Below are 18,471 nucleotides of genomic sequence, written 5' to 3'. Positions count from 1 at the left end.
CACACCACCGCCAGCCCCCGAAACCTCGGCGACCACGTCCGCGCCGCGCTCAACCTCACACATCTCGAATACCGGTACCTACCGGATTCTTGTTGAGATCACCTCAGTGCTGGGGAAGATCCGCACGCCGAAGCCGGCCCGTGCGCCGCTGGACCCGGTTGCGCTGGCCGCCAGTGACCTGAGGCGACGCTTGACCAGGCAGGAGCGGCAAGCCCTCATCCGCGAGCTCCACGAGGATGCTTAGCGACGATGGCCCAAGCTCGGTGTTCGGTGGCGCCCGTGGGAGGGGACTGGAAATTGACCGTGGCGCGCCTGACGGGTGGCCGAGGAAGGGGCAGGAATGTCAACCGAACCGGAGCCGGGCCTCGCGCCCGAGCACATGAGGCCCCGCTATGCCAAGCGTGAGCCGATCATGGTGACCGTCGACGGGCAGGACTTCCGCATTCGTGAGCGTGCCGAGAAGCCCGGCGAGTACGACTTCGACTGGGTCAGCGGGCCGCACGACTACGGCTTCGGGATCAGCAGAGCTGACGTGAGCGTCTACGCGCCGTCGGCGCTGCCGACCTGATACCCGGCGTGCGCCTCGCCGCTGTTCTTAGCTTCATCACCGCGACCGGTCTCGCTGGCTTCTGGGCCGCCGCCGAGGTGGTCACCGCTTCGGGCATGTGGGGCTCGCCAGCCTTTGGGCCATTCGCTACCACCGGCATCGTCGTTTGGGCCGGTTGGCTGCTGGCTGCGATCGTTCATGTCCTCGCCCCGGCCCCGTGGGGCCGGGGCGCCATCGGGCTGGCACTGTTGCTCACTGGCGCCGTGGTGCCCGTCGCCGCCCTGTTCGAGCTGCCCCGCCCGTACTTGTTCGTTCTGCTCCCCCAGGCGATGCTGGGCCTGTTGGCGCTGGCAAGGGCTCTGGGCTCTCCTCGTTCTGCTCACTCCGGTCGGACTACTGGCTCTGTACCCCCTGGCCGAGAACATCGCCCCCGTGGTGGGCGCAGGGTATGCCGACTTCCGCGTCGCCACCGGGACGGCCGCCGCCATATTCATCCTGGGCGGGTTGACCCTGGCCGCCGCGATCGCGATCCGAACACGTTCCAGCACGACGGCCATCACTGCCGCCGTAGCGGTGCACGAGCGGTGCCCGACCTGCGGCAAATAGCGGTCCACGAATCGTGGCTACTGGCGCAGTGCATCGAGCGCGGACTAGCGGATCTCCTCGTCGGGCACTCGTCAGGCCGTCCAGCCTCCAGGGATGGGGAAAGGTGGAGCGGCAAACGAGCGAGCCGCACCGAGATCATGGGTGCTCCACGGGTGCTCGGATGTTCCGATGCCGGACGGATTCACGGAGCGATTCCTGGATTCGCACCTCCGCCGGCCACTCATCGCGATGTCACGCTACGCAGGCGCGATGCGGACCAGCGCAAACGCGGCCGGACGACGCGCTCGGAATCCGGACAGCACAACATCACGAGATGGGTGAGGCCACTTTATCCCGTTCTGGAAACTTTTAATCCATAGGTTCAGGGTTCGAGTCCCTGGCGGCCCACCACAGACCGCCTCTGAGCTGTGACAGGACAGGGGCGAGATCATCGGGCACAATCACCGGACCAGAGGCGAGTTCTCCAGGGGCGGGGTGATCGGATGAACCTGGAGTTCACCGGCGAGATGTGGTTCTGGAAAGGGCCGGCGCCGTGGCACTTCGTCACCGTTCCCGAGGACGAGTGCGGCGAACTGGCGGCGGCGTCCGCGCTGGTGACCTACGGCTGGGGCATGGTTCCGGTCCGGGCGCAGATCGGCGGGACCGGATGGCAGACGTCGCTGTTCCCGAAGGACGGGCGGTACATCGTGCCGGTGCGGGCGTCGGTGCGGAAGGCCGAAGGGCTCGAGGTGGGCGACGTGGTGACGGTCCGCCTGGCCGTCGACGTCTGACCAGCCGGCGCCGGCATCGGCGCACCAGCGCCTCCCCAGCTCGGAGCAGCGTCCCGACTCACCACTGACCCGTCGTGTCGGTGTCCTTGATCCGGTTGCACACTCCGTTCACCTGATAGGACGGTGGTGCCACCGAGCGTCGAGGAGGTACCGCATGACCAGCAAGCGCGAGACCGTGGAGGTGGATCCGGTCGTGTTCCGCGCCGTCTACGATTCGCCCGCGTCGCTGCCGGGTCGGCACCGCTGGACGACGCCGGAGCCGGAAGTACGCCGGCTGGAGAAGCTGCTCGGGATGCCGGCGCGCAGCGTCGGCGCGCCGCTCTGGGTCAGCGGCGACGAGCCGGACTGCCCGAAGTGCGGCCGGCGGGTCAACTGGTACGACATCGTCGCGTCGGCGCTGCACGGCGTGCACGATCCGACGATGATCGCCCGGGTGATCCTCGGCGAGCGCAAGTACGTCAACACCGAGGTGCCGGACGCGATCCCCGGGGTGTACTGCGCCGACTGCCGCACCCCGATCGAGGGGCTGCGCAGCTTCAAGTGCCACAACTGGGCGTACGCCTTCGAGGCGCTGGAGGCGGTGGTCGAGCGGATGTCCGGGGTGACCGCCGATCCGGTCAGCCAGCCCGGTCATTCCCAAGGAAAACCCCAGGTGAACGGAGTATGAACAGATGGTGAGGTGATTCATGACCGACACCATCATGACCGACGTTCCCGACATCAGCGTCGACTGGTACCGCGACATCGTCGACTTCGCCGACGGCACACCGCAACCGGTGCACTGGTTCGCCACCCACTTCACCGAGGGGGCGGTCCTGCTGCTCGGCGTACTGCTGGTGGTCGCCGCGGCGACCCGGCTGCTCGGCGGCGACATCCGGGGCCGGGCGCTGGCCCTGGCCGCGCCGGTGTCGGTGCTGGTGGCGTACGGCGGCAGCGAGGGGCTCAAGGACCTGGTCGCCGAGGACCGGCCCTGCCGCAGCCCGGCGGACCTGATGATCGTGGCCGCCCACTGCCCGCCGGTGGGCGACTGGTCCTTCCCCAGCAACCACGCAACCATCGCCGGGGCCCTGGCCGCCGCGACCCTGCTGTTGCATCGCCGGATCGGACTGGTCGCCGCCCCGCTGGCCCTGCTCGCCGCGCTCTCCCGCACCTTCATCGGCGTGCACTACCCGCACGACGTGGCCGCCGGGCTGCTCCTCGGCGTCCTGGTCGGCGCGCTGGTCACCCCGCTGGCGGCCCGCCCGGTCGCCGAGGCCCTGCGCCGGCGGGTCCGCCGCGCGGCCCGCCCCCTGACCCACTCCGCCCGCCGGTGAGGGCCGGCGGTCACGGGGTGAGGAGGAGGGTCAGGGCGGTGGCGAGGATCAGGAACGGGCCGAAGGGGAGGTGGCTGGACCAGCGGGCCCGGCGGGCTGCCAGCAGGCCGAGGGCGACCAGGGCGGAGAGGGCGAAGGCGAGCACCAGCCCGGCCAGCAGGACCGGCCAGCCGTACCAGCCCAGCAACGCCCCCACGCCCAGCGCCAGCTTGGCGTCGCCGAGCCCGAAGCCGCGCCGGCCCAGCAGCAGGGTGGTCGCCGCGAACCCGAGCGCCAGGCCCAGCCCGGCGAGCGTGGCGCGCAGCCACGGCGCCGGTCCGGCGCCGGCCAGCGCGGCCAACCCGAGCAGCGCCCAGGTGCCGGCGGCCGCCGGGTAGCTGAGCCGGTCGGGCAGCCGGTGCACGGCCGCGTCGACCAGGGCCAGCGGCACCGCCCAGGCCAGCCACCAGGCCGTCGCGGCGAGTTCACCGGCGGAACCGCCGGCCAGCGCGAGCACCGTAAGCGCCGCGGCCAGGGCCAGCTCGACCGCGCCGGGCGCCGCCCCGACCCGGGCTCGGCAGGCCGGGCAGCGGGCCGTCGGCCCGAGCGCCGGCAGCGGCCGGTCCAGGCCGATCGGCGCGCCGCAGCCGGCGCACCCGGTCCGGTCCACGGACCCCGGCGGTACGGCGTACCGGGCCACCGCCAGCCGCAGCGGCGGTACGACCGCCAGGGCGGCCAGCAGCCGTACGACCGGACGGGCGACCGGCGGGCAGCCCTCGCCGGTGGCCGCCCGGCCGGCGGTCCGGAGCCCCCGACCGGTCATCGCGGGGCCCACCGGGCGGTCGCGGTGCGTTCCACTCTGGAGCACGGAGAGTAAGATCCGCCCGGTCGGCGAGTGGCGGATGGCGCGGAAAGTGGCGCGCCGATCACCGGGTCCCGCCTCGACGGCAGCGCCCGCCCGGCGGCCGGCCGGAGCCCCTCGGCGGCCCGGATCCCAGCGGGACGGATCGGACCAGAGGCACCGATGCCACCCATTCCTCCGGCCGGACGGCCGCCCGCCGGCCAACCGACCGCCGGACCGGTCCGGCCGCGCCGACCGCCGGTCGCCGCCGAGCCGGGCCGTCGCGTCACCCTCCGGACACCCACTGGTCACCACCACCTGTCATCACTGAACGTGTTCGAATGAATTGCCTCTGTTGCATCGGCGATCGTCAGCCTATGCTCGCCCCTTGGGTACGACGCAACCCCCGAGCAATTGGCGTCGGAGGCCAACCGGAGACATCAGGTTTCGAATTTGTAAAAGATCCGTACAGGTAAATGCAGCGGCAGCGACTTCAGGCCCGGACGAGCACATCCGGGCGCGCTTCCGCCTGCCCGGAGTACGCCCGTCCGGCGGCTCCGGGCCGCCACCGAGGAGGGCCCGGCCTTGCACACACGGCATTCCCGCCGATGGACAAGCTGCCTGCTCAGCCTTGCCGTGTTGGGCGCGAGCGCCGGCTGCGGCGCCGATCGGGAGACGGCGTCGGGTCCCCGGACGGACCACGACGCCACCCCGGCCGCCCATTCGGACGCCGCCGAACAGGCCGCGGGAAAGGCGGCCCTCGCCGCCTATTCCGGCTATCTGAAGGCGTCCCGGGCGGCGAGCGCGCGCAGCGATCCGACGCATCCGGCACTGGCCCGATTCGTGGCGGATCCACTGCTGACCCGGGTGCGACTGGCAATTCGTGAGGCGAAGGAGCACGGCGCGATGCGTACCGGCACGCTCGTTTCCGATCCCACCGTCGTTGCGGTCAGCCTGGACGCCGACCCACCCACGGTGGAGATCCAGGACTGCCTGGACGCGACCGGCTACCGGCTGGTCTACGCCAAGGACCGGCGGGTGGTGCCCGGCACCGGCGGGGGTCGCTACCTGGCGACCGCCACCGCGACCCGGTACCCGGACGGCCGATGGCTGGTCAACGCCGGCGCCGCGCATCAGGAGCAGCCGTGCTGACCTCGGGAGGAAGCGGTGTCCCGGCCCGACCGGCCAGGGCCGGGACACCCCGTCGGCTGCTCGCCGCGGCCGGGCTGACGCTGCTGCTGGCGGTCACCGCCGCGCCGGCGTCCGCCGCCGGCCCCGGCGATCCGGGCGCCGACTGCCCGCCTGGGCAGACCGACTGCAACGTCTGGGACGACGACCCGGGCGTGCCCGGCGGGCCGGGCGGCGGCGGGAATCCCGGGGGTGGCGGCGGCGCCGGTGACGGCGCCGCGGGGAAATGCCAGTGGAACGGCCGGGTGATCCCCTGCTACGACGACGTCCTGGGGTGGTTCAACACCGGCGACGGCTGCTACTACAAGCTGGCCGAGCCGCAGCCCACCGCGCCGGACGGCAAGCAGTGGTACGTGCAGACCTGCAACGGCGGCGACCTCGGCGCGCAGACCGTGGTGCTGCGGGACGGCCCGCCGCCCGGCTACGGGGCCCCGCCGGACCCGGAGGAGCTGGCCCGCCGGGCGCTCGCCTCGATCTCGCTGCTCCCGCCCCGGATCGCGGTGGCCCCCCGACGCAGCAAGGGGCCGGGCCTGGTCGGGCTGCCGGTCTGGATGTGGGCCAGCGGCGGCGCGAGCTACTTCGGCCCGCTCACCGCGTCCGCCTCCGACCGGGGGCTCACCGTCAGCATGACGGCCAGGGTCAACCGGATCGTCTGGAACATGGGCGACGGCACCCGGGTCACCTGCACCAAACCTGGCACCCCGTACGCGGCGGACGGTCCCCGGGCCGGCCTGAACTCCCCCGACTGCGGCTACGACCGCGGCTACCGCCGGGCCGGCACCTACCGGGTCAGCGCCACCACGTACTGGACCGTGCACTGGGCGGCGGGCGACGGCGACCCGAACGGCGACATCGCGCAGCAGCGGAACAGCGGCACGGTGCCGGTGGAGATCGACGAACTTCAGGTGGTGACGCGGTGAGCGCGAGGAGTGAGCCGGGTTTGCGAGCCCCGCAGTCGCGAACGGAGGCGGACCGGTGAGTCTGGTGACGCGGAACGGGACTCCGATGGACGCCCCGGTGGCGCCCCCCAAGGTGGTCCGGCAGCGGCGGGTGCGGCCGGGCCTGCTCGGCCTGGCGGTGCTGCTGATCGCCCTCGGCGGGCTGGGCGCCGCCTTCGCGGTCACCTCGGTCCGGGCGACCGGCAGCTACCTGGCGGTGGCCCGGCCGGTCGAGGTGGGCCGGCAGCTCAGCGCCGCCGACCTGGTCGCGGTGCAGGTCTCCGGCGGCCAGGGCCTGGCGCCGGTGCCGGCCCGCCGGCTGGACGAGGTGGTGGGTCTGCGGGCCGCCGTGTCGCTGACCCCCGGCACACTGCTGACCCGGGCCCAGCTCACCGACGACCCGCTGCTCGGCCCCGGCCAGCAGCAGATCGCGCTCGGCCTGGAACCGAGCCATGTGCCGGCCCGCAGGCTGCACCCCGGGGACAAGGTGCTCCTGGTCAGCACCCCGGACGCCAACGCCGAGGGCCCGGCGCGCAGCGGCGGCACCCGGTTCGAGGCCACCGTGATCGACACCGCCACTCCGGAGAACGACGACGTGGTGGTCTACCTGGCCCTCGCCGTACGCGACGTGCCCGCCGTGGTGGTGCTGGCCACCGACGACCGGATCGCGCTCGTGCTCACCGAGGCGGCCTGATGGCGATCATCGCCCTGGTCTCGGCCAAGGGGTCGCCCGGCGTCACCACCTCGGCCCTCGCCGCGGCGCTGAGCTGGCACCGGCGGCTCGTGCTGGCGGAGTGCGACCCGGCGGGCGGCTCGATCCTCGCCGGCTACCTCGGTGGGGCGCTCGACGGTCCCCGGGGCATCGGCGAACTCGCCGTCGGGGAACTGCGCGACGGCAACCTGGACACCGCCTTCTGGGCCCAGCTGGTCGACCTGGACGCGCCGAAGCGGGAGCGGCTGCTGCTGCCCGGCGTGGTCGACCCGGCCCAGGCCGGCAGCGTCACCCCGCTCTGGCAGCGGTTCGCCGACTTCTTCGCCGGGCTGGAGCAGGGCCTGCCCCCGTACGACGTGCTGGTCGACTGTGGACGGCTCCAGGTGGCCGGTCCACCGTGGCCGGTGCTCCGGGCGGCCGCCGTGGTGCTGCTGGTCACCCGGGCGCAACTGCCCGACCTCTCCGCGACCCGGGCCACCATCCGGGCCGTCGAGCGGGACCTCGCCGAGCACCGAGTCCCGCCGGGCGCGCTGCGGCTGCTGGTGATCGGGGACGGGCACGGCAACAGCGAGATCAGCAAGGCCCTGCGGGTGCCGGTGATCGCCCGGCTGCCGTACGACCCGCGTACCGCGGCGGTGCTCAGCCTCGGCGGCACCGTACGCGCCGGACGGCCGCTGATGCGCGCGGCCGGCGCGCTGGAGGTGCCGATCCGGGCGCTGCTCGAACGTCGTCGGGCCCGGCTGGCCTGGCCGGTCCCCCAGACGACGCCGCAGGCGCCGGTCGCGCAGGAGGCACCGCATGTGTCCTGACCCCACCCCGGCGCGCACCGCGCCGGCCACTCCCCGGGAGGCCCGCCGTGCGGTTTGAGCCGGTCTCCCACGACCCGCGCGGGCCGCAGCCGGGGGCCACCTCCACGGTGCCGCCGCTCACCCCACCGAACGGTCGGCACCACCATGCCGCGCCACCGCCGGTCGCGGTCGTCCCGCCGGCCCCGGTGGCGCTGCCGCCACCGCGTCCCCGGGTCGACTTCGCCGTGGTCCGCGAGCTGCGCCGGGAGTTGAGCGAACGGCTCACCCGCTGGCAGCGCGGCCGGGAGTTCGACGCGGACGCCGAGGAGGTGGAGCGGGCCCGGCTCGCCGTCGCCGTGGTCTCCGCGTACGCCGACTCGGTGCGCCGGGCCGGCACCCCGATGGCCGCCGACGCCGAGCGGCTCCTGCTCGACCAGGTGACCGCCGAGCTGGTCGGCCTCGGCCGGCTGCAGACGTTGCTGGTCGACGACACGATCGAGGAGGTGCACATCCTCGGCTGCGACCAGGTGCGGATCACCCGGCACGGCGGCGGGGTGGACTGGGCCGAGCCGATCGCCGACAGCGACGACGAGCTGGTGGAGATCCTCCAGGCGGCGGCCCGCCGGGCCGGCGCGACCGAGCGTTCCCTGTCGACCTCCAAGCCGACGCTGGACCTGCAACTGCCCGACGGCAGCCGGCTCGCCGCGGTCTTCCTGGTCAGCCACCGCCCGTACGCGGTGATCCGCAAACACAACACGCTGGACGTCAGCCTGGAGGACATCGCCGGCGGCCGGCCCGACCTGGACGAGATGATCGACCCGCTGCTGCGGGACTTCCTGCGCGCCTCGATGCGGGCCGGGCTGAACATCATGGTCGCCGGGCTGGCCGGAGCCGGGAAGACCACGGTGATCCGGGCGCTGATGGACGAGATCCCGGCCGACGAGCCGTACGTGCTGCTGGAGGAGAGCCGGGAACTGCTGCCCGCCCGCCGGGGGCAGAAGCACCGGGCGGTGATGAGCTTCGAGTCCCGTGAGGGCCACGGCGAACGCGGCCTGGACGGGCGCCCGGCCGGCGAGGTGAGCATCGCCGACCTGATCCCGGTCTCACTGCGGATGGGCGTGCTGCGGATCATCGTCGGCGAGGTCCGCTCCCGGGAGATCGTGCCGATGCTCCAGGCGATGACCACCAGCCGCGGGTCGATGTGCACCATCCACGCCCGTACGCCGGCCGGGGTGAGCGAGCGGATCATCGAGCTGGCGCTGGCGCACGGCCGGGAGATGACGGTCGACCAGGCCCGCCGGATGGCCGGCAACGCGCTGGACCTGATCGTCTACGTCACCGTCGAGGACGAGACCGCGATCGGCGGCCGCAAGCACCGGTTCGTCTCCCACGTCGAGGAGGTGATCGGGGTGGGCGAGGGCAACCGGATCACCGCCACGTCGGTCTTCGGCCCGGGCCCGGACGGCCGGGCGGTGCCCCGGCACCTGCCCGAGCGGATCCGGGACCAGTTGCTGCGGGTGGGTTACGACGCCCGGCTGCTGACCCGCTTCATCGAGGCCGGCACCGGCGCCTGGCGGCGCCCCCGGCACACCCGACTCGGCCGGCGGCCCGCCTCATGACCACGCTCCAGTTGATCGCTCTGGTCTCCGGGGCGGCGTGCGTCGCCGGTCTGGTGCTGACCGTGGTCGCGCTGGTCGGCACCAGCCGGCCGCCCGCGGCGGCGCCCGGCGCGGGCCGGGGGCTGCGTCGGCTCTGGACGGGTGCCGGGGCGAGCCGACGGGAGCAGCGCAACCACCAGGTGCTGCTCGGCGGCGCGGTGCTGGCCGGCGCGCTGGCCTTCCTGCTCACCGGGCTGCCCGTGGTGGGGCTGCTGGTGGCGCTGGCGGTGCCGGGCGTGCCGTGGCTCTTCGCCGTCGGCCGGGCCGAGCAGCGGGCCATCGCCCGGATCGAGGCGGTCGGCGAGTGGACCCGCCGGCTCAAGGACATCTCCGGCACCGGGCAGGGCCTCCAGCAGGCCATCATCGGCACCATCGCCGCCGCGCCGGAGGAGATCCAGGAGGAGGTACGCACCCTCGCCGCCCGCCTCCAGGCCGGCTGGCTGGCCCGGGCCGCCCTGCTCGCCTTCGCCGACGAGATCGGCGACCCGGTCTGCGACCAGGTGGTGGCCGCGCTGATCCTGCACCTGACCGACCGCGGCGAGCGCCTCGGTGACGTGCTGAGCTCGATCGCCTCGGCGGCCTCCGCCGACGTGGCCACCCGGCGGGAGATCGAGGCGAAGCGAACCCAGCCCCGGTTCGCGGTCCGCTTCCTCACCGGGATGACCCTGGCCACCCTCGCGTACGGGCTGGTCAACCGCGAGTACGTGCAGCCGTACGGGACGGCGGTCGGGCAGTTGGTGATGGCGGTGCTCGGCGCCGCGTTCGTCGGGCTGCTGGCCTGGGTGCGGTCGATGAGCCAGCCGCCCCGGCCGGCGCGTTTCCTGCCCGCCCCCGACCCGGAGGAGGCGATTGCGTGAGCGCGAGGAGTGAGCTTGCGAGCCCCGCAGTCGCGAACGAAAGGCGGCTCCGGTGATCCTCAACTGGCAGCTCGCCATCGCCGTGGTGGGCGGGGCGGTGGTCGGCCTCGGCCTCTTCCTGGTGGTACGCGAGGCGCTGCCGGCCACCCCGGCGCTCGGCCCGGCGCTGCGCCGACTGCACCAGCCGCCCGGCCGGACCGCGGTGCCCGGCAGCGGGCCGGACTGGTTGGGCGGGTTCTCCCGCTGGCTGCGTCCCCCGCACCGGCAGCTCGCGCTGATCGACCGCACGCCCGAGCAGTACGCCCTCTCGGTGCTGCTCTCCGCGCTGGTCGGGCTGGCCCTGCCGACCGTGCTGTCCACCGTGCTCTTCCTCGGCGGGGTGTCGGTGCCGGTCGTCGTACCGGTGCTGGGCAGCCTGGGGATGGCACTGGTCGCCGGCCTGCTCGCGCACCGCGCGGTGCTGGCGAAGGCGGACGCCGCGCGGGACGAGTTCCGCCAGGCGGTCTGCACCTATCTGGACCTGGTGGCCCTGCAACTCTCCGCGGCGCACGGGCCGGTGCAGTCGCTGGAGCGGGCGGCGGCGGTCTGCGACGGCTGGGTCTTCGACCGGATCCGCGAGTCGCTGCGGATCGCCCAGTTGCAGATGCACTCGCCCTGGGACGAGCTCCAGGAGCTGGCCGACCGGATCGGCATCCCGGAACTCGGCGACGTGGGCGCGATCATGCGCTCCTCCGGCAGCGAGGGGGCGCAGGTGCACGAGACCCTGCGCAGCCGGGCCGACTCGCTGCGCGACCAGATCCGCACCGACAACCTGGCCCGCGCCGAGGGGGTGACCAGCCGGCTGGACATCCCCGGCTCGCTGCTGGTCTTCGTCCTGCTCGGCTTCGCCGTCTATCCGTTCCTCGCCCGCCTGTGAACCCGACCGAGAAGGAGAAGGCCATGTACCTCTACAGCTATCTGCACGCGGCGGTGGCCAGCCGGCTGGCCGAGCTGCGCCGCGACACCGAGCGGGGCGACAGCCCGGTGCCGACCGCCGTGATCATCTTCGGGCTGGTCGCGGTCGCCATGGCGGTCACCACGCTCGCCCTGACGAAGGCGAACAACTGGATGAACGCCATCCCGAACAACACCGCGCCGTGATGAACCGCCCCGCCCGTACGGACCCGGGCCGGTCGGCAGTCGCCGGCGGGCCCGCCGGCCCGCGCGGCCCGGGGCGGCTCCGCGACGTCGCCCGGCGCCGGCTCGCCGAGGGCGGGGCGGACCGGGGCGCCAACCCGGTGGAACTGGCGGTGCTGATGCCGGTGATCCTGGTGCTGCTCTTCGCCTCGATCCAGCTCGCCGTCTGGTTCGTCGCCCGCTCCACGGCGCTGAACGCCGCGCAGAGCGGGGTGAACGCGCAACGGGTCGTCCAGGCGCCGCCCGGCGCCGGGGAGGCCCGGGCCGCCCGGTTCCTCCGGGCGGCCGGCGACTGGCTGGTCGGCTGGGAGGCCGGCGGGCCGACCTGCACGGCCGGCGCCGCCGAGGTCACCTGCACGGTCAGCGGCCGTTCGCTGTCGGTCATCCCGGGGGTCAGCTTCCCGGTCCGGCAGACCGCGCACGGCACCGTCGAACGCTGGACGACGGGGTGAGGCGGATGGTCGACCGGCCCGAGCGGGGTTCCGTCTCGATCGAGGTGGCGGTGCTCGCCCCCGCGTTCATCGCGCTGATGGTGCTGGCCGGGGTGGCGGGACGGACCGCCGTCGCCGACGAGGCGGTGGAGTCGGCCGCGCACGACGCCGCCCGGGCCGCCTCGATCGCCCGGGACGCCCGCACCGGCCGGGCAGCCGCCGTAGAGGCGGCCCGGCGACAGCTCGACTGGCGCAGCCTGAACTGTTCGGGCGAGCCGGCGCTGTCGTTCAGCGGCTCGGTGGGGCGGACGCGGACCACCTTCGAGCGGGCGTACCGCAGCGCACCGGGCGTGCCGGCGACCGTGACGGTCACGGTGAGCTGCACCGTCTCCTTCGCCGACCTGCGCGCCCCCGGGCTGCCCGGGGTGCCGGGCGGCAAGGCCGTCGCCGCCACCTTCACCTCGCCGCTGGACACCTACCGGAGCCGCCGATGACCGGGTGGACGGTCCGGGAGAGCGGCCGGGTCAGCCTCTTCCTCGCCGCCGCGATGACCGGCGTGCTCGTCGTCATCGGGCTCGCCTATGACGGGGCCGGGCAGTTGCGCTCGTTGCAGCGCGCGGACGACCTCGCCGCGGAGGCGGCCCGCAGCGGCGGCCAGATGATCGACCGGGCGCGGGCGATCGAGGGCGGCCCGAAGGAGATCGACGAGCCGAGCGCCCGGACCGCCGTCGCGGACTACCTCGCCGCCGCGCGCGGCGTGCGCGACCACCGGGTCAGCTTCCCGGTGGTCGGCGGCGAGAAGCAGATCCAGGTACGCGTCCGCATCACCTACCGCCGGGACCTGCTGGGCCTCTTCGGCTTCGACAACACCGTCACCGTCACCGGTGAGGCCACCGCGCGGGCGCTCACCGGGGCGCCGTAGGAAGGAAGGCAGCCATGGCCGCACCGCAACGTTCCGCCGTACGGCGGATCGGCCAGGTCCTCACCGGGCTCGGCTCCCTCGTCGTGCTCTGCGCGGTGCTGGCCGGCGCGCCGATCGCGCTCCTCGCCTTCGCCGGCAGCCCGCTCCCCGACCACCTGCCCACCCTCGCCGCGGTCGGTACGGCGCTGGCCAGCCGCGACGACGGCCAGCTCTTCCTGCGGGCGCTGGCGGTGGTCGGCTGGTTCGGCTGGGCGACGTTCGCCTTCTCCGTCCTGGTGGAACTGGGCGCGCAGACCGTGCACCGGCCGGCGCCCCGGCTGCCCGGGATGCGCCGGCAGCAGCGGGCCGCGGCGGCGCTGGTCGGCTCGGTGGCGCTGATCCTCGCCGGCACCCCGGTCGCCGCGAGCGCCGCCACCCTGGCCGCCCCGCCGGTCGCCGCCTCCGCCGCTCCGCCGGCCGCCGCCACGTCGGCCACCGGCGGGGTCCTGCCGGAGCGGGCCGCGCCGGCGGTGTACCGGGTGGCGAAGGGCGACTACCTCGGTGAGGTGGCCGAACGCTACCTGGACGACTTCGACCGCTACCGGGAGGTGGCCCGGCTCAACCGGCTCGCCAACCCGGACCGGATCCGCCCCGGCCAGCTGCTGAAACTGCCCGCCGGCGCGGTCGACGAGGGGGCCCGTACGCACGCCACCGGCCGCCTGGTGGTCCGTCCGGCGTCGCCCACCCGCCCCGCCCCGGCCCCCCGTACGCCCACCTCCGGGGCGAGGCCGCAGCAGTCCACGCCGGACGTCGACGGGCCGGTGGGACAACCGCCCGCGATGGCCGCCGGAGCCTCCCGGGCGATCACCGACGACGGCATCAACCGGCCGCTGGCGGTCTCCGCGGTGCTGGCGGTGGCGAGCATCGTCGGCGCGCAGATCGGCGCGGTGCTCGGCCTGCGACGACGGCCGGTCGTCCGGACCGCCGGGCGGGCGCTGTCCAGCGGCCGGCACCGCAGGGACTGACCGGCACCCGCGAACCCCACCGCCCCGGCGACCGTGGCGGTCGGCGGCCTGTCGATGGTCCGGCGGTCCGACGGTCGGCGGCGGTCCGACGGTCGGCGGCGGTCCGGCGATTGGCGGCGGTCGTCGCTTCGGGGCCGGCGTCAGGGCAGGCGGGTCTCCAGGACGCCGTTGACCACCCGGGTCGGCAGGATCTGCTGGTCGTTCGCGGACGGCCCGTGCACGACCTCGCCGCCGTTGAGCCGGAACGTGCTGCCGTGCCACGGGCAGACCACGCAGTCGTGGCCGTCGATTTCCTGCACCTCGCCCTGGCCGAGCGGGCCGCTCTGGTGGGGGCAGCGTTCCAGCATCACGGTGACCTCGTCACCGTGCCGGTAGAGGATCACCGAGACGTCGTCCACTGCCCGGGTGACCAGCTGCCGCTGCGGCAGCGTGGCCATGTCCGCCAGCGAGTGCCAGCCGTCGCTGATCCGGTGCAGTTCGGAGACGCTCTGGGTGGTCTGCGCCCCCTGCTTGTACGCCAGGTGCCCGCCCAGGTACGCCCCCGTGCTCGCGGCGGAGAGCCCCAGGTAGGCCAGCGCCCGGCCCAGCCCGTGCCGACCGTTCAGCCGGGCGGCCAGGGAGCTGGCGTAGAGGGCCACCCCGATGGTGTTGGAGGCGGCGTGCGCCAGCCCGATCCGGCGCTGGTCGCGGGTGAGGCTGGCCCAGTCGTTGAGCCCGGCCACCGCGGCCGGCAGTGCGCTCACCGTACCGACACCGACCAGCGCGGTGGCGGCTCGGCGCTGCCCGGGCATCAGGTCGACCACGGCGGCGGAGATCCAGGCGCCGACCGGCACCTGCACCATCGCCGGGTGCAGCGGGTGCCCGAGCCAGACGCCGTGCAGCGCGTCGCGGACCCGCTGTGGACGCAGGATGGTCTGGACCGCGCGCTGCAACCGGTCGCCCACCCGGTCCAGCGCGGAGGCCTGTTCGAGTTTCGTTATCAGTTCACGCACTCGGTCCGACTTCCCGGCAGGAGCGGCCCCAAACCGGGCGGCGACGACGAATCACCCGTCCGGTACCCGGACCACCCGACGCCCACCCGCGCGCCCTCAAGATCACGCTGGACCTGAGACAGCGCGATCTTGAGGGCGGCGGCGGGGCGGGCGTCAGGCGGACCAGCGGTCGGCGTGCAGCGCGGCGGCGAGCGGGCGGCCGGCGCGCCAGCCGTGGCGGACCAGGTCGGGAACGGTCTCGAGGTGGGTGACCGGGCCGAGGCAGAGCCAGGCGACCGGACGGACGCCGGCGGGGATGCCCAACAGTTCGGCCAGGAACGGCTCCCGGTAGAAGGAGACCCAGCCGACGCCGAGCCCCTCGGCGGTGGCGGCCAGCCAGAGGTTCTGGATGGCCAGGCAGACCGAGTAGAGCCCGGCGTCGGCGATGGCGTGCCGGCCGAGCACGGCCGGACCGCCGCGCGCCGGGTCGTACGTGACGACGACCGAGAGCGTCGACTCCAGCACCCCGTCGATCTTGATCCGGGCGAACCGCTCGGCGGCCGAACCGTCCAGGGTGGCGGCGAAGGTGTCCCGCTCGACCTGCACGTGACGGTGGAAGCGGCGGCGGGTCTCCGGGTCGCGTACCAGGATGAAGTCCCACGGCTGGGAGTGGCCGACGCTCGGCGCGGCGTGCGCCGCGGTGAGGATGCGGTCCAGCGAGTCGTCCGGCACCGGCGCCCCGGTGAACTCGGCGCGTACGTCCCGACGGCGGTGGATGACGTCGTACAGATCCAAGGCAGGCTCCCGCTGCGCTCGGCCCGGCCCGAAAGGGGCGGGCAGGCTGACGCGAGGCCGGTCTTCGGACTCCCGGATCGACGCCTGGCCGTCCGCCTTCCCAGCCGTACGGCCAGTGGCTGCGCGTGACGCGCGTGGACGGTGGCTCCCCGGTCACCGCGGCGGGCCCGTGCCGGATTTCCACCGGCTTCCCGATTCTCCCCGCTCGCGCGGGGCACCTCACATGATCGTGCCGCCGCCGATGCTAGCGCCCGCCCCGGGCGGCAGGACCGGCCCGGGGAGCGGGAAATCCGGTCGCGGCCGCACCGCCGCACCGCCATCGTGTTCCGGGTGTACGCGCATGCCTCCCGCCCCCTGCCGGTCCACCCGGCCGCCCGGCTCACCGCGGCGCTCGGCCGCCCCGAGGCCGTACCGCCGCCGCTGCTGATGCTGCTCGGAATGGTCTCCACGCAGGTCGGCGCGGCGGTCGCCAAGCAGCTCTTCACGGCGACCAGCCCGGGGGGCACCACCGCCCTGCGGCTCGGCCTCGGCGCACTGGTCCTGCTCGCGGCCGGCCGGCCGGGGCTGCGGCTGGGCTGGCGGGCGGCCGGGCTGGTCGGGGCGTTCGGGGTGGCCATGGCCGCGATGAACCTCGCCTTCTACGCCGCCCTGCAGCGGGTGCCGCTCGGGGTGGCGGTCACCGTCGGCTTCGCCGGTCCGCTGCTGGTGTCGCTGCTGGGCAGCCGCCGGTTCACCGACGTGCTCTGGGCGGCGCTGGCCAGCTCGGGCGTGCTGCTGCTGGCCGGGCTCGGCGGGGTCGGGGTGGACGCCGTCGGCCTGCTGCTCTGCGCGCTGATCGCGGTCGGCTGGGCCGGGTACGTGCTGCTCGGCAAGGCGATGAGTGGACACGTCCCGGGCACCCGGGGGCTGGCGGCGGGGATGGCGGTGGGCGCGCTCTGCGTACTCCCCTTCGGGGTGGCGTCGGGCGGCGCGGAGCTGCTCGACCCCCGGGTCCTCGCGCTCGGGCTCGGGGTGGCGCTGCTGTCGTCGGTGCTGCCGTACTCGGCGGAGCTGGCAGCCCTGCGCCGGCTGCCGGCCCGGGTCTTCGCGGTGCTGCTCAGCCTGGAACCGGCGGTGGCGGCGCTGGTCGGCGCGCTGCTCCTGGGTGAGCTGCTGGCCTGGCCGCAACTGCTCGGGGTGGGCTGCGTGGTGGGCGCCGCCCTCGGCGCCACCCTGGCCCGTCGCACCTGACCCCCACCCCGGCCCGCCGCGCCCGACCCAGTCACCGGGCGCGCGCCCAGGACAGGAACCGCTCGGCCAGATTCTCCGGCGCGGCGTGGCCGTTGAGCTGGGACAACTGCGCGCTCGCCTCGGCCATCAGGGTGCCCAGGTAGACCAGCAGCGCGATCCGGTCCTCGCGGTACTCGACCAGCAGGGACAGTCGGGCCGGCTGGCAGGGCCACTCCGCGCCGCAGGCCCGGCACCGCCACAGCGGACGCATCGGCAGGTGCTGACGGGACGGGCGGCTCACCTCCCGCCGCCGTCGCGCCGCCATCCGCCGGCCCGCCAGCGCTGCGCCGGAGTCAGGTTGCCCGCTCGGCCCGGATCGGTCGCCGGGAAGACCTGGGTGGGCCGGGTCGCCCAGTTCGGCCACTCGTTCAGCGGCGTCCGCTGCCGAGGTACCTGGATCGACCTCTCGGGCTGGTGTCGCCAGAACCGGAAACGCACGGATGGCTCCCTTCGAAGTGGTTCGAGGGGGCCGCCCCGACGTCGTTGGCGGGGCGGCCCCGGCGCTGACGCCGACCGCCGGGCTCCTCGCCTCCACCGGCCGCGCCGTCCTGCGGAACACTCTCCATTTCGGTAGTGGGACCAACACACTGCGTTCCGATATGGTCGGCAGATGTTCAGAACGTCCGAGCGGGAGACGGTATGAACCATGGCCTCATCGCAGCGATGACCGAGGCCGGCGAGACTGCGGAATCCCTTGCAGGTCAGGTCGGTGTCGACCCCAAAACCGCGCAGCGTTGGGTGAATCCGGGACGCATACCGCAACCAAGGCACCGGTCACAGGTGGCGACGATCCTGGGAAGGGACGTAAAGGACCTTTGGCCGGACGTCTTGAAGCGCCGGGAACCGGCATGGTTCCGACCGTGGGCCGACATCGAGCGGGAGGCTGTCGCACTCCGGGCCTATCAGCTCGCGTGGGTTCCCGGCCTGCTGCAGACCGCGGCCTACGCGCGAGCCACCCTGGCCGGCGAGGCGCTGACTCCCGGCGAGGTCGACGAACTCGTCTCGGCCAGAATGGACCGGCAGGCGGTCCTGCGCCGCGAACGCCCGCCCTTGCTGATCGCGGTCGTCGACGAGTCAGTTCTCCGCCGGACCGCACTTGACGACCGCGAGTTGATGCGCGCCCAGTGCGAGTATCTGGCCCGGTACGCGGAACTGCCATCGGTTCAGATCCACATCGTGCCGCTCGATGTCGGGATGTACTCGGGCCTCGGCGGACCCTTCACCATCGCTGAACTGAGCGACGGCGGCAGGGTCGCGCACGTCGACAGTTAGGCGCAGGCGCAAATTCTGGAGCAGGCGGTCGACATTGCTACGCTCGATCGGCGGTGGGAACGCATCCGGGGAGAGGCTCTTCCCGGAAGACAGTCCCTGGATCTGCTGAGGGAAGCGGCGCGATCATGGACCTGACCGGCGCTCGGTGGCGCAAGAGTACGAAGAGCGGCAACAACGGAGGCGACTGCGTCGAGGTCGCCGACAACCTCCCCGGCCTGGTCGCGGTCCGCGACTCGAAGAACCCGACCGGCCCGGCCCTCACCTTCACCCCGGCCGCCTGGCGGGCATTCGTCGCCGAGATGCGCGAGCGCTCCTGAGGCTGGCCGACACCCGCGATTCGTTCACGTCATCAGCTTCATAGCGAGCGCGGGCCTTGACCGGACCTGTCGGCCGGCCTTCTGCAGGCCGATGCCTATGCCAGAGCTGTTCTCACC

General features: G+C 74.0%; 24 protein-coding genes, 1 pseudogene and 1 riboswitch. Of the genes and pseudogenes, 20 read left to right on the top strand and 5 right to left on the bottom strand.

Translation table 11 applies throughout. The features are described 5' to 3' along the window. The 5 genes from ACFOYX_RS09295 to ACFOYX_RS09275 form a co-directional block, all read left to right on the top strand. On the top strand, positions 1 to 244 hold a 244-nt coding region (locus ACFOYX_RS09295; RefSeq protein WP_377533875.1), incomplete at its 5' end, for a hypothetical protein. Between the two features lie 96 nt (positions 245 to 340). Continuing rightward, positions 341 to 568, top strand: a complete 228-nt coding sequence (locus tag ACFOYX_RS09290) for a hypothetical protein (RefSeq protein WP_322443492.1) — start codon at positions 341 to 343, stop codon at positions 566 to 568. A 1,067-nt stretch (positions 569 to 1,635) separates the two neighbouring features. Next, positions 1,636 to 1,923, top strand: coding sequence for a DUF1905 domain-containing protein (locus ACFOYX_RS09285; protein WP_322443493.1), 288 nt, complete (start codon positions 1,636 to 1,638; stop codon positions 1,921 to 1,923). 154 nt (positions 1,924 to 2,077) lie between these two features. Further along, complete coding sequence (locus ACFOYX_RS09280; RefSeq protein WP_322443494.1) at positions 2,078 to 2,590, top strand: hypothetical protein; 513 nt, start codon at positions 2,078 to 2,080, stop codon at positions 2,588 to 2,590. Positions 2,591 to 2,609: 19 nt separating this feature from the next. Continuing rightward, positions 2,610 to 3,236, top strand: a complete 627-nt coding sequence (locus tag ACFOYX_RS09275) for a phosphatase PAP2 family protein (RefSeq protein ID WP_322443495.1) — start codon at positions 2,610 to 2,612, stop codon at positions 3,234 to 3,236. A gap of 10 nt (positions 3,237 to 3,246) precedes the next feature. Here ACFOYX_RS09275 and ACFOYX_RS09270 read toward each other — a convergent pair whose 3' ends face one another. Next, positions 3,247 to 4,038: a prepilin peptidase gene (locus ACFOYX_RS09270; RefSeq protein ID WP_377533877.1), complete on the bottom strand. Its 792-nt coding sequence runs from the start codon at positions 4,036 to 4,038 to the stop codon at positions 3,247 to 3,249. A gap of 603 nt (positions 4,039 to 4,641) precedes the next feature. Here ACFOYX_RS09270 and ACFOYX_RS09265 point away from each other — a divergent pair. Genes ACFOYX_RS09265 through ACFOYX_RS09210 form a run of 12 tightly spaced genes read left to right on the top strand, consistent with a single transcriptional unit; the run spans position 4,642 to position 13,730 of the window. Then, complete coding sequence (locus ACFOYX_RS09265) at positions 4,642 to 5,208, top strand: hypothetical protein (protein ID WP_322443497.1); 567 nt, start codon at positions 4,642 to 4,644, stop codon at positions 5,206 to 5,208. Further along, positions 5,202 to 6,164, top strand: coding sequence for a hypothetical protein (locus tag ACFOYX_RS09260; protein WP_322443498.1), 963 nt, complete (start codon positions 5,202 to 5,204; stop codon positions 6,162 to 6,164). The genes ACFOYX_RS09265 and ACFOYX_RS09260 overlap by 7 nt, the downstream gene beginning before the upstream one ends. 55 nt (positions 6,165 to 6,219) lie before the next feature. Continuing rightward, complete coding sequence (locus ACFOYX_RS09255; protein ID WP_377533874.1) at positions 6,220 to 6,876, top strand: SAF domain-containing protein; 657 nt, start codon at positions 6,220 to 6,222, stop codon at positions 6,874 to 6,876. Next, a complete protein-coding gene (locus ACFOYX_RS09250) occupies positions 6,876 to 7,703 on the top strand; it encodes a ParA family protein (protein WP_322443499.1) in 828 nt (275 codons plus the stop codon). Before ACFOYX_RS09255 ends, ACFOYX_RS09250 begins: the two co-directional genes overlap by 1 nt. Positions 7,704 to 7,750: 47 nt before the next feature. Next, positions 7,751 to 9,301: a CpaF/VirB11 family protein gene (locus ACFOYX_RS09245; protein WP_322443500.1), complete on the top strand. Its 1,551-nt coding sequence runs from the start codon at positions 7,751 to 7,753 to the stop codon at positions 9,299 to 9,301. Continuing rightward, positions 9,253 to 10,197 carry a type II secretion system F family protein gene (locus ACFOYX_RS09240; RefSeq protein ID WP_377533876.1) on the top strand — a complete coding sequence of 315 codons (945 nt, stop codon included), beginning with the start codon at positions 9,253 to 9,255 and terminating at the stop codon, positions 10,195 to 10,197. Before ACFOYX_RS09245 ends, ACFOYX_RS09240 begins: the two co-directional genes overlap by 49 nt. Positions 10,198 to 10,252: 55 nt before the next feature. Beyond that, entirely contained in the window at positions 10,253 to 11,113 is an 861-nt protein-coding gene (locus ACFOYX_RS09235; protein WP_322443535.1) for a type II secretion system F family protein, read from the top strand. Between the two features lie 23 nt (positions 11,114 to 11,136). Beyond that, the gene (locus ACFOYX_RS09230) at positions 11,137 to 11,337 is read left to right on the top strand and encodes a hypothetical protein (protein WP_322443502.1); all 201 of its coding nucleotides are present in this window, start codon (positions 11,137 to 11,139) and stop codon (positions 11,335 to 11,337) included. Continuing rightward, positions 11,337 to 11,825, top strand: a complete 489-nt coding sequence (locus ACFOYX_RS09225) for a TadE family protein (RefSeq protein WP_322443503.1) — start codon at positions 11,337 to 11,339, stop codon at positions 11,823 to 11,825. The genes ACFOYX_RS09230 and ACFOYX_RS09225 overlap by 1 nt, the downstream gene beginning before the upstream one ends. 5 nt (positions 11,826 to 11,830) lie before the next feature. Then, entirely contained in the window at positions 11,831 to 12,298 is a 468-nt protein-coding gene (locus tag ACFOYX_RS09220; protein ID WP_322443504.1) for a TadE/TadG family type IV pilus assembly protein, read from the top strand. Next, positions 12,295 to 12,726 carry a hypothetical protein gene (locus ACFOYX_RS09215; RefSeq protein WP_322443505.1) on the top strand — a complete coding sequence of 144 codons (432 nt, stop codon included), beginning with the start codon at positions 12,295 to 12,297 and terminating at the stop codon, positions 12,724 to 12,726. Before ACFOYX_RS09220 ends, ACFOYX_RS09215 begins: the two co-directional genes overlap by 4 nt. A gap of 14 nt (positions 12,727 to 12,740) precedes the next feature. Beyond that, the gene (locus ACFOYX_RS09210; RefSeq protein ID WP_322443506.1) at positions 12,741 to 13,730 is read left to right on the top strand and encodes a LysM domain-containing protein; all 990 of its coding nucleotides are present in this window, start codon (positions 12,741 to 12,743) and stop codon (positions 13,728 to 13,730) included. A 140-nt stretch (positions 13,731 to 13,870) separates the two neighbouring features. Here the strand turns inward: ACFOYX_RS09210 and ACFOYX_RS09205 are convergent, their stop codons facing one another. Next, complete coding sequence (locus tag ACFOYX_RS09205) at positions 13,871 to 14,722, bottom strand: Rieske 2Fe-2S domain-containing protein (protein ID WP_322443507.1); 852 nt, start codon at positions 14,720 to 14,722, stop codon at positions 13,871 to 13,873. A gap of 153 nt (positions 14,723 to 14,875) precedes the next feature. Then, positions 14,876 to 15,496, bottom strand: coding sequence for a 5,6-dimethylbenzimidazole synthase (gene bluB / locus ACFOYX_RS09200; protein WP_322443508.1), 621 nt, complete (start codon positions 15,494 to 15,496; stop codon positions 14,876 to 14,878). A 37-nt stretch (positions 15,497 to 15,533) separates the two neighbouring features. Beyond that, positions 15,534 to 15,733, bottom strand: a riboswitch (cobalamin riboswitch). Positions 15,734 to 15,826: 93 nt separating this feature from the next. Here bluB and ACFOYX_RS09195 point away from each other — a divergent pair. Next, the gene (locus tag ACFOYX_RS09195) at positions 15,827 to 16,726 is read left to right on the top strand and encodes an EamA family transporter (protein ID WP_322443509.1); all 900 of its coding nucleotides are present in this window, start codon (positions 15,827 to 15,829) and stop codon (positions 16,724 to 16,726) included. 31 nt (positions 16,727 to 16,757) lie between these two features. Here the strand turns inward: ACFOYX_RS09195 and ACFOYX_RS09190 are convergent, their stop codons facing one another. Next, complete coding sequence (locus tag ACFOYX_RS09190; RefSeq protein ID WP_255544662.1) at positions 16,758 to 16,976, bottom strand: flavin reductase; 219 nt, start codon at positions 16,974 to 16,976, stop codon at positions 16,758 to 16,760. 26 nt (positions 16,977 to 17,002) lie between these two features. Next, positions 17,003 to 17,203, bottom strand: coding sequence for a hypothetical protein (locus tag ACFOYX_RS09185; RefSeq protein ID WP_322443510.1), 201 nt, complete (start codon positions 17,201 to 17,203; stop codon positions 17,003 to 17,005). 201 nt (positions 17,204 to 17,404) lie between these two features. On the opposite strand from ACFOYX_RS09185, the pseudogene ACFOYX_RS09180 reads away from it, so the two are divergent. Continuing rightward, positions 17,405 to 18,172 (top strand): annotated as a pseudogene (locus tag ACFOYX_RS09180) (DUF5753 domain-containing protein). Further along, the gene (locus ACFOYX_RS09175) at positions 18,163 to 18,354 is read left to right on the top strand and encodes a DUF397 domain-containing protein (protein WP_322443511.1); all 192 of its coding nucleotides are present in this window, start codon (positions 18,163 to 18,165) and stop codon (positions 18,352 to 18,354) included. Before ACFOYX_RS09180 ends, ACFOYX_RS09175 begins: the two are co-directional and overlap by 10 nt. Positions 18,355 to 18,471: the final 117 nt, after the last annotated feature.

It is taken from the genome of Micromonospora sp. GCM10011541 (assembly GCF_042650725.1).
Classification (GTDB): domain Bacteria; phylum Actinomycetota; class Actinomycetes; order Mycobacteriales; family Micromonosporaceae; genus Micromonospora; species Micromonospora sicca.
This window is presented reverse-complemented; position numbering and strand designations above follow the sequence as displayed.